The sequence below is a fragment of the Bacillus cereus group sp. BfR-BA-01360 genome, assembly GCF_022663595.1.
Taxonomy (GTDB): domain Bacteria; phylum Bacillota; class Bacilli; order Bacillales; family Bacillaceae_G; genus Bacillus_A; species Bacillus_A cytotoxicus.
On the sequence record NZ_JAKUFV010000007.1, the window covers coordinates 150,568 to 164,342 of the forward strand.

Sequence of the window (13,775 nt, forward strand, 5' to 3'; positions counted from 1 at the left end):
AAATTTCGACTATTCGACCTTTCCTCCCCTCTATCAAAACGAAGACAAAAAAAGCAGTAGATTCTATCTACTACTTTTTTATGCTTTCGTGCAGTTTTTCTGTATATGTTTTTACATCCCTCCAACTATCTTTTGCTACATTCAAATCTTCTTTAATAAAATGAAACTCTTCAGGGCTAATTCCTTTTACATTTTGCAATAAGTTATTATATTTTGCCCCTACTATATACCATTGATTTGAAATATTTTGTAACGCTGTAATTGCGGCATCAATTGTTTCTGTCATATTTATTGTCTTATTTTTCACGTCTGTTAAAATGGCAATCTCCGCTTGTACTCCAGAAATTTTTGCCTTTACATTCGCGATTTCTCGCTCAGCATTTGCAATATCTTTTTTAGCCACAGCAATCATCGGTCCACCTGCAAGACAGGTAAGTAAAGTCACACAAAGTACACCTCCAGCTATGACCATGTCATTGCTCTTTTTTATAGAATCATTATATGTCTGAATTTGTTGCTCTAGCGCTGGAATCCCTGCATTTGTACTTGCCAAAATCGCAGTTAATTGATCCACATCATTTTTAAAACGAGTTGTATCTTTCACCATTCTCTCCCGGAACGCTTTTAACTCCTCTAATAAAGCATCTACTTCCTTTTGATTGCGTAAAATGTTCGTATACAATGTTTCTAAATTCGCTTTTAATGTGTCACGATCTTTCTGATCAACTGCCAATAGCATGCTGTTGTATTGCGCTTGAAAAATAGTATGAAAATCGATAATCTTTTGATCCACTTTCATAATTTGTGGTTTCATTTGATGGATCCAATTTGTTGCATTCATTTTTGCATCTCTTTGATGTTGGATTATATCTCGTCTTACATCACCGTGAATGGAGTTTATCTTATCTAAATCTGTTTCTTGTTGATCAAGAATTAATTTTGCATATGAATCCATTGCAAAAATGCTTGATGTTGTTTGCACCATTGCCTCTTGAAAGCCTGCTGGACCAAGAGAATCATTTTCTGCACCTTTTTGTTCTTCGGCAACAGAATGCAGAGGAAATGCATGATTTATTGTGACTCCAATAATCATGATAGATAATAGACACTTTTGATAGAAATGCTTGTACATATTTTTCCCCTATTCTTTATTGCACATATTATAAATTGTTACATAAAAATATATAAATTAAAAGAGCATTATACTTTTTCCCTATCTACTACTTGAATATCCTCAGCATAAATTTTCTCCGCATAATCTTTAATATTTTTCCAGCTATCTTTTGCGATGCTAAGATCTTCTTTCATAAACACAAGATCTTCAGGACTAATAGAATCCACATTTTGAAGTAATGAATGATATTTTGCTCCCATTGTATGCCACTGATTTGAAATATTTTGTAACGCTGTAATCGCAGTGTCAATTGTATTTGTTAAATATTCTGTTTGCATTTTAATATTTGTTAACCCTGCTACTTCTAATTGTGCAGTAGTAATTTTACCTGTTATTTTTTGAATTTCTGCCTGTGCATTGTCAAGTTCTTTTTTTGCTAAAACAATTCCCGTTGTACCTCCACCTACTGCTGCTGTACCACCTGCGATTAGTGCCACTCCTAACGGCGTTCCCGCTCCAGTAGCGATGACAACTGTACCACCTATAATCGCAATTGGGCCTAAAGCTGTGGCTACAGAGGAACCAATAATAAGTGCATTATACTTACTCATCGCCTCATTGTATGTTGTGATTTGACTTTGCAATAGTGGAATTCCTGCGTCTTGACTAGCTAAAATAGATGTAATTTGATTTGCATCCGTTTTGAAGTTTTGTGTATCTGCTGTCATTTTATTCCGGAATCGTTTCAAGTCTTCTACTAACTTGTCAACTTGTTCTTTATTTTCTGTAATACTATTAGACAACCTTGTTAATCCCTTTGTCAGAGTTGCTTTATCTTTCGTATCTACAGCTTTCACTAAAGTATCATAATAATTTTGGAATTTCGTATTATAATTAATGATATTTTGATTTGTAGAAATAAGCTGCGGCTTCAATACATCTAACCATTGTTTTGCATTACTTCGCGCTGTATTTTGGTGCTGCACAATTTTTGCCCTTAAAGGAGCATCAACCGTTGTTACATTTCCAAAACTAACATTTCCTTGTTTTATTATTGTTAAAGCATATAAATCCATTACTAAAGCATTCGAACCAGTGCGTTCCATTGCATCTTTTAATCCCTCTGGACCTAGTGAATACTCTTCATATTCATGATATGCTTTCGCCACCGCATGAACTGAAACTGATTTCATATTTTCTGCTGCAAAAGTATGCGCCGGCATCATATTTCCTGCTGCAAACACCATCATAAGTGCTGATAAAGTCATTACTTTAGAAGGTTTTTTATTCATTTTCTTTCTCTCCCTAATCATGCAATATGTATGCTTTTTTCACGAATGTACTTCGACGTTTGTAATGTAATCTTCAAATTGACTCGTTTGTTTTTTTATCTCATCGCTAGATTTCTTTAGCTGATTGAAATGCTTTTGAAGCAGACTACCGTTTGTATATGTTCCAGAGTCAATATTTGTTTTGATTTGGATCATATTCTGATTCAATACTTTCCAATCATTTAATACATATTCTAAAGTTGTAATTTGTCGATCAACGAGCTCCGTAAAACTGCTTACTTGATCTTCAACAAAAGTAATTTCTGTTACCTCTGCTTCCGTTTTTGCTAATTTTTGAATTAGCGGTAGTAACTCTTTTTGCTTTTGTTGAATCCGTAAGGCTATTTCTCTTGTTTGACTATCCGCAGCATTTACAATTTCATCGCTTAAAGAATCAATTGAAACAAAGTCTATCGTTTTTGTTTGCGCTGTTTGATTTGTTATTGTAAATACTTTTTTTCCTATATGAATAGATCCTTTGACGATTTCTTGTGGCCGATTTAAAATATCACTAAGGTCTGTTTGAATTTCTTCTTGTATTCTTTTTATATCTGCTCTTATCTTAACAATATCTCCATTTGCCCCTTGCAATGATTGAATAGCCTCATCGGCCTTTTGTGATAAGCTTTGGCTATCTTTCGTTAACAGTGCTTTAAACCTGTTTAACTCAAACAATGTTTGTTCCATATTATCCTGAATCATTTGTACCTGCCCTTGAAGTTTTCCATAGGCATTTGTAAAATCGACCGCTGCTTGTTCATCCTCATTTATTTTTTCCGCTAATCCATATAATTTGTTGTAATAGCTATTAAACCTTATGCTGTACCTCATCATTTCCTGATTTAAATCAATTAACTTTGGATTATATTCATCAATCCATTCTCGAACATTTGCCTTTGCAAACTTTTGATGATTCGTCAAACTACTCATCGCGCTCACCTTAATATCCGGTTGCTGCAAAATAATCAATCCATATGCTTGTATAAGCGGGGACTGCGCTCCTAACATTCTAATTGAATTTGAAAATGTATTTGGAGTCATTACATTTTGTGCATACATTGGCTGTAATCCAGATTGCTCCCCTTCGTAGTAAGCGTTTACATCGGTAAGCCAACTTGTAGATGCTGCTGTAGCCAATAACCCCGCAATTAAAGTCTTTTTCACTTTAATTCCTCCTAATGTATAAATTAACAATTTATTTTTTATACAGATTCAGTTGTTACCCTTCATAAATAGGGACAATTAACATTCAGCCCTTGCACTCTCTTCCTATTTACGAAATTGAAAATACAACACAAACTTGAATTTACTAAAAAGCATAGAAAAATGGGCCCATTCACGCATTGCATAAATTACATGAAAATATTATTCATTTTTAGCAAAATCGTAGAAAACAATCTTTTGTTTTTCATTCAAGTTCTGTACTGTAAAATTATTTAAACACAGCGCCTTATTAACGTAAAGAACTATTTTATTGCCCTTTATCTCCAATGATTTATCTCCTTATTTTAAAATAAAGTAATCAAGATTTTTCACTTTAAAATATCTATGCATAATAGTAAAAAATCTTGTTTCTCCACAAGAGATAGTGTTATATTGAAATAATTATTTCACGAATATGTAATTGTGCATAGTCTCTTCTGTTTATAAAATTAAAAAAGGCTGCCTATAAGTCGGTTTCACCGACTTATAGGCAGCTACTAAAAAAGATTATCCTAGTTTCACTTGATTTTCTGCTTCAATTTTTTCTAATGCAGCAGCAACTTGTTCTTCTGTTAATTCGTGTTCTTTTACATAGCGATTTCGTGGATGAACGCGGCATTCATGAGAACATGCACGTAAATATTTCGCTTCGTTTTCTTCTGAACATAAAATTTGCTTATTACATTCTGGATTTGCACAATTTACATAACGCTCACATGGCTCGTTTGTAAAATGATCTCTGCCCACAATAACATGTTCTTTTTGGTTTACCGGAACAGCGATACGCTCATCAAATACGTAACATTGTCCGTCCCATAGTTCACCTTGAACCTCAGGGTCTTTACCATATGTGACAATTCCACCATGAAGCTGACTTACATCTTCAAATCCTTCTCGCACTAACCAACCGGAAAATTTTTCACAACGAATTCCGCCTGTACAATACGTTAAAATCTTTTTCCCTTCAAGTACTTCCTTATTTTCCTTAATCCAATTTGGTAATTCACGGAATGATTTAATCTCCGGTTTAATCGCACCTCTAAAATGCCCTAAATCATATTCATAGTCATTCCGTGCATCAATTACAATCGTCTCTTCTTGTTGCATCGCTTCATAAAACTCTTTTGGTTCTAAATATTTTCCAGTTAGCTCTTTTGGATTAATATCATCTTCTAAGCGAAGCGTAACAAGTTCTGAGCGAGGACGTACATGCATTTTTTTGAAAGCATGCCCATCTGCTTCATCTACTTTAAAAACGATTCCAGCAAAACGCGGATCGTTCTTCATTGCTTCCATATATTTTTCCGTTTGCTCGGTAGTACCTGAAGCCGTTCCATTAATCCCCTCTTTTGCGACAAGAATTCTTCCTTTTAATTCAAGCGAATTACAAAATTGTAAGTGCTCCGCAGCAAATTCTTCAGGATTTTCAATTGTTGTATACATATAATACAGTAACACTCTATATGGTTTTTTTATTGCCAATGCATTTCTACCACCTATCTAAATTTTAAAATTACGTGTATAAGTTAACGATTATATCAAAACATATAATAATAAGAGAATGCATGCCAAGTTATATATACATCATTTTCTTCTAATTATAATTTTCCATAAGTTAACAAAAAAAAAAAACAAGATTACATACAAAACACTATGGTTATGTTGTAACCCTAATATATTATATAACATACAATTTAGTTTCCAGCAATTTATATGCTATAAGGCTTATTTACAAAGAGAAAAGTCTTTTTTCCATTCCAAATTATAGGTTATTTTCTTTACGATCCAAAATATCTAGCGTTTCATTCTATATGCATCGTCTTTTTTATTTTTGTTACATAGTGATTTCTTTCTTCATTCTCACACGCACTTTTTTGTGTATAGTCATATAATTTGCATTAAGGAAACATTCGTGTTCAAATAAAGATATTACGAAAATATTTAAATGTATTGAAATGCTTAATAAGAATCATACAATAGTTTCATTACGTTAAGAATTAAAGGGGGAAACCACTATGACTAATAATATAACAAAAGAGAAAAACATCCCTCCGCAAAGTACAACTAGTCAATCTGCTCATCTTGCTTTAAGTGGTGAAATAAAAGGACTAAAAAGACTGCTTCCTTTTCTTGGGCCTGCCTTTATCGCTTCTGTTGCTTATATTGATCCTGGAAACTTTGCGACAAATATTGCAGCGGGTTCACAATATGGTTATTTATTACTTTGGGTCATTCTCGCTTCTAATTTAATGGCGGTTTTAATCCAGACTCTCTCAGCAAAACTCGGAATTGCAACTGGTAAAAACCTTCCTGAAGTAGCACGCGAACATTTTCCAAAACCAGTTTCAATCGGTTTATGGATACAAGGTGAGCTCGTTATTATGGCCACTGATTTAGCCGAATTTATCGGAGCTGCTTTAGGTTTATATTTACTATTTGGCATTCCCATGTTACCAGCCGCTTTCATTACTGCAGCTGGATCATTTATTATACTCGAATTTCAGCGCCGCGGCTTTAGACCATTAGAGGCTATCATTACAGGGATGGTCTTTATCGTTGTTGTTGCATTTGGTGTACAAGTATTCTATGCAAAACCAGAGCTAAGCCCTCTTCTATCAGGACTATTTATCCCAAAATTCCAAGGTGTAGATAGCATTTTACTTGCAGCTGGCATTTTAGGAGCAACAGTAATGCCACATGCCATCTACTTACATTCTGCTTTAACACAGCGCCGCGTTGTAGGAACAACAGATGAACAGCGCAAACAAATTTTCCGCTTTGAGTTCATCGATATTATGATTGCTATGGTGATTGCCGGAGCAATTAATGCAAGTATGCTCATCGTAGCTGCGGCTCTTTTCTTTAAAAACGGATTGCACGTTGAAGATTTAGATGTCGCTTTTAGAGAATTTGGTAACTTAGCGGGACCGATATCCGCCAGCCTTTTTGGAGTTGGATTATTATCTGCAGGCTTATCTAGTTCTTCTGTCGGAACAATGTCTGGTGACATTATTATGCAAGGGTTTATTCGAATGCACATCCCTTTATATTTACGACGCTTTATTACAATGGTTCCACCACTTGTTATTATCGCCTTAGGGGTAAATCCAACATATGCTCTCGTTATGAGTCAAGTTGTATTATCATTTGGAATCGCTTTTGCACTTGTCCCACTTATTATATTTACAAGCAGTAAAAAAATTATGGGAGTACTTTCCAACCATCCCATAACGACTGTAATGGCTTGGATTATTGCCGCACTCGTTATCGCCTTAAATATTTTCTTACTGTATCAAACATTTACAGGTCAATAGAAAAAAGATCTCATCAAATATAGATGAGATCTTTTTTCCTTCTCTCTTTTCACCAAAATTAGAGAGGTAACGGGATTACACTGTCCCCTACTGGAACATCTTTTCCCTGCTCTATTCGAACGCCACCTTTTGGCGCTGCAGGACCTTGAATCCCTCGAAAATATAAAGGAAGTCCTTCCGTTAGAAATATACTTGTTTTCGATGGATCTTGCCGCTGATGATGTATGTGTAAATGGGGCTCACTAGAATTTCCAGAATTCCCAACATTCGCAACGACTGTGCCTTCTTTTATATGCTGACCTTTCTTCACTCGTACGGATCCTTTCTTCAAATGGGCTAGTACTAAATATGTTCCTGTTTCATCTAAACGTATATATATGTGATTCCCAACCATAGAATTAGAATTATCCGCTCCGGGCTTTAAGTCAAATTCATCATTTTGAACAGATACAACTGTACCAGAGGCTAGTACATCTGCTCCATAAGTTTTTAAACCTCTTTACATTCGAGAAAATAAGAGCAGTAAAGCACTTTTCACTCAAGCACTCTACTCTTTCTTGTAGCAAGTCTCTATTATTTCTTATCTATATAGGCAAATTTGTACGTATATATGCCACCGAATTGATGTTCTTCAATGCCTTTTACATATTCTTTTTGCATATATGCAGAACCTTTATAATAAAGAGGTGCCACAGCTGCATCTTCCAATATGATTCGTTCCGCTAGTTGCAAGGTTTCCCATCTTTTCTTTGAATCTAATACAATATCATATTTAGCCTGCTTAATTAAGTTATCATAATCGGGATTAGAATATTGCATCCGATTATTCGGACTATCTGTCGTAAATAATTCTAAGTAATTAATGGGATCCTTATAATCAGGTCCCCATATGACCATTGAAATATCGTACTGTCCAGTTTGCTCTAATTGTAATTTTTGTTTGAATGGTTGCTGTTTAATTTGTAATGTTAAACCGCTTAAATGTTTTTCTAACTCTCCTTTTATATACTCCGCTAGGCGTTTTGCATTATCTTGCTCAAATGTCAGAAATTCTATCGTAACCTTTTCAGTACCAAGCTCTTTTTTCGCTTCACTCCAAAGTTCCTTTGCTTTTTCAACGTCATAACCTGCGATCTCTCCATTTTCCTTCCGAAAATCTTTTTTAGTTACTTCATTTTCATATCCGCTAGGAATTAAGCCATATGCAGGAACTGCACCATTATTAATAAAATGATTTACCATTTCTTTTTTATTTATGGCAAATGAAATGGCCTGGCGAACTTTTTTGTTTGCTAGTAACGCATCTCCTTCATGAAAGCGAAGCATAGCAATTGCTGATTCACTTGACATGTGTAACTCTTTGTTATTTTTGTAACGATCTACAAAGGTAGAATTAATAGGTGTTCGATCAAGTACGCCAGATTCATACAAATTCACAGCTGTCGCTGTATCTTTTACAATGTGAAAATTTATTTCGTCTAATTTCACTTTTTCTTTATCCCAATATGTCTCGTTTCTCTTCAACTGAAACTCTTGCTCATGCTTCCATTCCTCTAGTACAAATGCCCCATTATAAATAAGATGGTTAGGTTCTAACCCATAACGTTCCCCTTGTTCTTTCACAAATGGTTCATGTTGCGGTAAATAAATCGGCAATGTTAACAATTGTAGAAAATAAGGAATAGGCCTATTTAATTGTACCTCTAATGTATAATCATCTAACGCTTTCGCTCCCAGTTGATCTACATGTAATTCACCTTTATTTATTTCTTTTGCATTTTTTATGTCAAATAACATGTAAGCATAGGGAGAGGCTGTGTCAGAGGCTAATGTTCGCTTCCAAGAAAAAATGAAATCATGTGCAGTTACCGATTCACCATTGGACCATTTTGCATTTTTGCGCAAATGAAATGTATATTTCTTACCATCTCCGCTTTTCTCAAATGACTCGGCAACACCAGGGATTGGTTTATCATCACGATCTAATACATATAATCCTTCAAATATATTTTGCATTACATGTGCCGATGTGCCATCCATTGCTTTCGCTACATCAAGAGATGGCATTTCTTCTGCTATCGTTACGTTTAACACTTGTTTTTGAGCTTCTTTATGTATTTTATCCTCGCTTTTATTACAAGCTGCTAAAATAAAAAATGTCATAATGGTAAGCATAAGTAAGCGACTCTTTTCTTGCTTCATGAATTATTCTCCTTACATTCAATAATTATTATAAAACGCTCTTTATTATAGCAGAAAGTTTACTGAAAAAGTGTTACACCTCCATGAATCTTTATCCGCTTATCAATTTAAAAATGCTATTTTTTCGATTTCACGAAAAAATAGCATTCTTATACGAATTACATTTGCAAACCATGCTTATAACGTCTAGCCTCAAAAATGATTCTCTCTTCATCTAATGTTTTGCACTCGCCGTTCCACATAATTTGTTTTCCATTGATGACAACATCAGACACATCTTTTCCACTTGCTGCATAAACAAGATGGGATAATACTTCTTCAGCTGGTTGCAAGTGAGGTTTGTTTGCTGGATCAATCGTAATAAAATCCGCACACTTTCCTCTTTCAATAGAACCTGTCTGTTTCATCCCAATTACTTCTGCTGCTCCTTTTGTTGCGAGTGAAAGAGCCGTTTCAACTGGTAATGCAGTTGCATCTTGATGAATTCCTTTTTGTAATAAAGTTGCAATGCGCATTTCTTCAAACATATCTAAATTATTGTTAGATGCCACGCTATCAGTTGCAATCCCTACTTTAATACCCGCTTCTAGCATTGCTTTCACATTTGCAATTCCAGACCCAAGCTTTAAATTACTATTTGGATTATGCGCTACACGCACATCATGTTCAGCTAAGAAAGTGCGCTCATTTTCATTGAGCACAACACCATGCGCAATGACTGTCGGTCTCTTAAATAAACCGCAGCTCTCGATATATTCTACAGGGCGTTTCCCATACTGCTTTTCAATATCTTGTACTTCGCGCTCTGTTTCTGAAAGATGAATATGAACCATCGTATTGTTTTCCATTGCAATTCTTGCACACTCTTCTAACATTTCTGTAGAACATGTATATGGACTATGAGGTGCAACCATCGTTGTTAACATATCATGTTCACGATAATATCGTTTCACATATTTCTCTGCTTCTTGAATTGCTTTTTTCTCATCTTCTTTTGTACCAAAACTAAATAAAGTTCTTGAAACCGCTGCACGCATTCCACTATTACGAACCGTTTCCATAATCGCATCTTGGTCGATACCAATTGGGTTAAACATATCCGAAAAGGTTGTTGTCCCACTTTTCACCATTTCTAACAAACCAAGTTCTGTACTCGCAACGGCAAGCTCTGGAGTGAATTGACGTTCAAGAGGCCAAATTCTCGTTTCAAGCCACGGTTGTAATAACATATCATCCCCGATACCGCGCAAAAGACTCATTACAATATGAGTATGTGTATTCACAAGACCTGGTAATAACCATTTTCCTTTTAAATCAACGACCTCATCCACTTGATCGTGTTTAGAAAAATCTCCATGTTGCACTTCTATAATCGTATGATCCTCTACAATAATATATCCATTTTCAAATACTTCATTTTGTTCATTAAGCGTCACAATTGTAGCGCTTACATAAGCTGTTTTCAAAAATATTTCCCCTCTCGATTCTTTAAAATATAATTCTTCCTCAATTGGTTACCACTATTATAGTAACTTAATCATTTTAAAGAGTCAAAAGTTTCTTGTATTCCCTACATACATTTTGTTTTAGCGTATTATATTGTGTTCTATTTGTATCCGCAAACGCTTCTTCTCTGCTTGAAATCGTATCCTCGTAAATGATTTCCTCCTTAAATTGCACTGCTGTAAAATCATATCTCCTGCCATCTATCACATTATAAAAATGCCAATCTTCACCGACTCTCGTCTTCTTTATTTCACCACCAAAGAAATCGTTTACTACAAGTGCTGTTACACCGCATTGTCCTTTCGCTGGATTTCTTTCTGACCATTTGGAGCTCGTTTCAAGTGACCACGATTTCATGAGCACTTTACATATTTCCTCCCAAGTTAACTCTTCCATTTCATCATCCCCTATATATGAACCGCTTTATACATCATACTGCAAAAGAGGTAAACTCCGACCTTTCAATACTGTTGAAGGCGTTTCTCCAATTAACTTTGCTCCCATTTTCATATAATATCCTTTTGCATTTGGATCGCTCTCAATGATAAAGCATGTTATCCCTAATTCAATTGCTTTTTCTACAACAGCTTTCCATAACATTTTTCCATACCCTTTCCCCTTGTAATGCGGATGTAAATAGAGAAAATCAAGAATATCTCTATCTTTACGTATAAATGAAAAAAAGCCAATTGTTACTCCCGCATTTTCTAAAACATAGACATAATTGTTTTTTATATATGATTCCGTAATTGTTAAATCTTCCTTACAAGCTGCTAGAAATTGCGTACTATAGTCCCACGTTGCCTTTGAACGAAGTGCGAGTTTACTTAGTTCATTTGCTTCTTCTAATATCGTTTCTCGAATGATCATCATTTATTCTCCTTTCATGTAAACTATTAATCTATAATCATTCTTCACATCATAAAAAATATATATTTAAATAAAAAGCTCCGACTTATATTTCTAGTGAGAGCTTTTCTTACGCAGTATGTTCATTTAACCAGGAGATTACATCTTGAAAAACCTCTTCTCGATTTACTTCATGAAACATTTCATGTCTCCCATTTTCATATAAGCGAAGTGTTACATCTTTTATACCGCATTTTTTATATGTATCATATACTTCTTTTACACCTTTCCCCATATTCCCTACTGGATCACGATCTCCAGAAAAAATATGGATAGGCAGATCTTTAGGCGTTTTCTCATATTCCTTTACTTTGTTCACTTCAAGTACACCTTTAAATAATTCACGATAAAAACTTGTTGAGCAAATAAATCCGCACAATGGATCTTCTATATATTTATCAACTTGGCTTGTATCGGAAGATAACCAATCAAACTTTGTTCGATTTGGTTTAAAATGCGAGTTGAAATTTCCGAACGATAAAAAGTTTAACATCGGGCTTTTCGTTTTTGTACCACGAAGCTTCATTTCAATCGTTGCTATTTTATGACCTATTATCCCTAACAATCCTGGGTTTCCACCTGTCCCAGAAATAAGAAAACCATCATATAATTCGCCTCGAAGTTGTACAGCACGTCTAGATAAAAAAGAGCCCATACTATGTCCCAATAAAAAAAGTGGACATGTTTGCTCCTTCCGAATAAACTCCGATACAAAAATAATATCAGAAACAGCTTGATCCCAGCCTACTTCTGGTTCAAAGTGCCCATAATCGTCTTCTCTCTTTACTGTCTTTCCATGTCCCTTATGATCATGAGCATAAACACCGTATCCAGCTTGTATGAATGCCTTAACACATTCTGTATAAACCCCTGCATGTTCTGTCATGCCGTGGGCAATTTGTATAATGCCTCGAAGTTCGTTTTCTGGTAGCCACTTGTATAAATAAATTTCAGACCCATCTGATACCGTAACGAAGCTTTCTTGTAATTTCATTGTAATCGCCCCCTAAATCTATTCCATATATATCATAAAATGAATGAGTATTCATAATTCTTATTATGTATTATATGTAATTCTCTCTCCCCTGACAAACACTTCCTGTTTGATGTACTTTTTAATATGAACACCTCTTACTATGATTCTTGTAACAAATGAATGGATAAATGTATTGACATATAAATAATAAAAATATATAGTTACTTACATAAAGTAACTATATATTTTTTAGGAGGTTCATTTATGATGCCATCATTATTTTTAGCTCATGGTTCACCCATGCTTGCGATTCAAGATACAGATTATACACGTTTTCTAAAAACACTTGGCGAAATATATACACCGAAAGCAATTGTGATATTTACAGCTCATTGGGAAAGTGAAATGTTGACAATTTCATCCTCTGATGATGAATATGAAACGATTTACGATTTTGGAGGATTCCCTCCCGAATTATACGAAATCAAATATAAAGCAAAAGGTTCTTCTACCATTGCATCATTATTAGAAGCAAAGTTTAAAAGTAAAGGAATTCCTGTGCGAAGAGATATAACTCGCGGATTAGACCACGGTTCATGGACGCTACTTCACCGCATGTATCCAAAAGCTAATATACCTGTTATTCAAATTTCTGTGCATCCATTCCTTCCAGCAAAAGAACAATTTGAAATTGGACAAGCTATCAAAGGACTCGGTCAAGAAGATATTTTAGTAATTGGTAGCGGGGTTACGGTTCATAACTTACGAGCACTGAAATGGGGCCAAACAGAACCTGAAAAATGGGCAATAGAGTTCGATGATTGGATCATTCATCATGTAGAAAAAAATGATACAAATGCTTTATTTCATTGGGAAACAAATGCTCCTCATGCACATTTAGCCGTTCCAAGACCAGAACATTTTGTCCCTCTTTTCATCGCTATGGGTAGTGGAGATACGAAAGGAAAAGTCATTCATCGTAGCTATGAGCTTGGAACATTAAGCTATCTTTGCTTTCAGTTTTAATTTGTATGAAGAGAATTAGCAAAGTTTGAAGTGGAAGCTTCTCAGTTATAGGACGAAAACAACTTTTGAAGTATGCCCTTTACGTACTTAAAGAAGAATTCTCTCAAAATTTTGTTAAAAGATTTATTCTATGCTATTGATTTTTTTACTAAAGTTTGCTTAAAATATAATTGTCAAACAATAGATGGTAATGC

The 13,775-nt window shown here is 34.8% G+C and carries 11 protein-coding genes and 1 pseudogene; 2 read left to right on the forward strand and 10 right to left on the reverse strand.

What is annotated here, in order from left to right:
- Positions 1-70: 70 nt before the first annotated feature.
- The 4 genes from nheC to trhO all read right to left on the reverse strand — a co-directional run bounded on the left by nheC (position 71) and on the right by trhO (position 5,130).
- A complete protein-coding gene (gene nheC, locus MR056_RS09350) occupies positions 71-1,132 on the reverse strand; it encodes a non-hemolytic enterotoxin subunit C (protein ID WP_087098462.1) in 1,062 nt (353 codons plus the stop codon).
- Positions 1,133-1,200: 68 nt separating this feature from the next.
- Complete coding sequence (gene nheB, locus MR056_RS09355; protein ID WP_087098460.1) at positions 1,201-2,406, reverse strand: non-hemolytic enterotoxin subunit B; 1,206 nt, start codon at positions 2,404-2,406, stop codon at positions 1,201-1,203.
- Positions 2,407-2,445: 39 nt separating this feature from the next.
- Entirely contained in the window at positions 2,446-3,609 is a 1,164-nt protein-coding gene (gene nheA, locus MR056_RS09360; protein ID WP_087098458.1) for a non-hemolytic enterotoxin subunit A, read from the reverse strand.
- A 546-nt stretch (positions 3,610-4,155) separates the two neighbouring features.
- Positions 4,156-5,130, reverse strand: a complete 975-nt coding sequence (trhO, locus tag MR056_RS09365; RefSeq protein WP_012093955.1) for an oxygen-dependent tRNA uridine(34) hydroxylase TrhO — start codon at positions 5,128-5,130, stop codon at positions 4,156-4,158.
- A gap of 533 nt (positions 5,131-5,663) precedes the next feature.
- Here trhO and MR056_RS09370 point away from each other — a divergent pair.
- Entirely contained in the window at positions 5,664-6,962 is a 1,299-nt protein-coding gene (locus MR056_RS09370) for an Nramp family divalent metal transporter (RefSeq protein WP_048722770.1), read from the forward strand.
- A gap of 58 nt (positions 6,963-7,020) precedes the next feature.
- Here MR056_RS09370 and MR056_RS09375 read toward each other — a convergent pair.
- The 6 genes and pseudogenes from MR056_RS09375 to MR056_RS09400 all read right to left on the reverse strand — a co-directional run.
- A pseudogene (locus MR056_RS09375) lies at positions 7,021-7,446 on the reverse strand (M23 family metallopeptidase); the annotation flags it as partial.
- An 89-nt stretch (positions 7,447-7,535) separates the two neighbouring features.
- The gene (locus MR056_RS09380; protein ID WP_048722768.1) at positions 7,536-9,164 is read right to left on the reverse strand and encodes a peptide ABC transporter substrate-binding protein; all 1,629 of its coding nucleotides are present in this window, start codon (positions 9,162-9,164) and stop codon (positions 7,536-7,538) included.
- A gap of 158 nt (positions 9,165-9,322) precedes the next feature.
- Complete coding sequence (locus MR056_RS09385; RefSeq protein WP_087098452.1) at positions 9,323-10,630, reverse strand: bifunctional S-methyl-5'-thioadenosine deaminase/S-adenosylhomocysteine deaminase; 1,308 nt, start codon at positions 10,628-10,630, stop codon at positions 9,323-9,325.
- Between the two features lie 76 nt (positions 10,631-10,706).
- Positions 10,707-11,066 carry a YunG family protein gene (locus MR056_RS09390; RefSeq protein WP_012093950.1) on the reverse strand — a complete coding sequence of 120 codons (360 nt, stop codon included), beginning with the start codon at positions 11,064-11,066 and terminating at the stop codon, positions 10,707-10,709.
- 27 nt (positions 11,067-11,093) lie between these two features.
- Positions 11,094-11,540 (reverse strand): GNAT family N-acetyltransferase, encoded by a 447-nt coding sequence (locus tag MR056_RS09395; RefSeq protein WP_087098450.1) that lies wholly within the window; start codon positions 11,538-11,540, stop codon positions 11,094-11,096.
- Positions 11,541-11,649: 109 nt separating this feature from the next.
- A complete protein-coding gene (locus MR056_RS09400; protein ID WP_012093948.1) occupies positions 11,650-12,573 on the reverse strand; it encodes an alpha/beta fold hydrolase in 924 nt (307 codons plus the stop codon).
- 246 nt (positions 12,574-12,819) lie between these two features.
- Here MR056_RS09400 and MR056_RS09405 point away from each other — a divergent pair, with 246 nt between their 5' ends.
- Complete coding sequence (locus MR056_RS09405) at positions 12,820-13,581, forward strand: DODA-type extradiol aromatic ring-opening family dioxygenase (RefSeq protein ID WP_087094796.1); 762 nt, start codon at positions 12,820-12,822, stop codon at positions 13,579-13,581.
- Positions 13,582-13,775 lie beyond the last annotated feature (194 nt).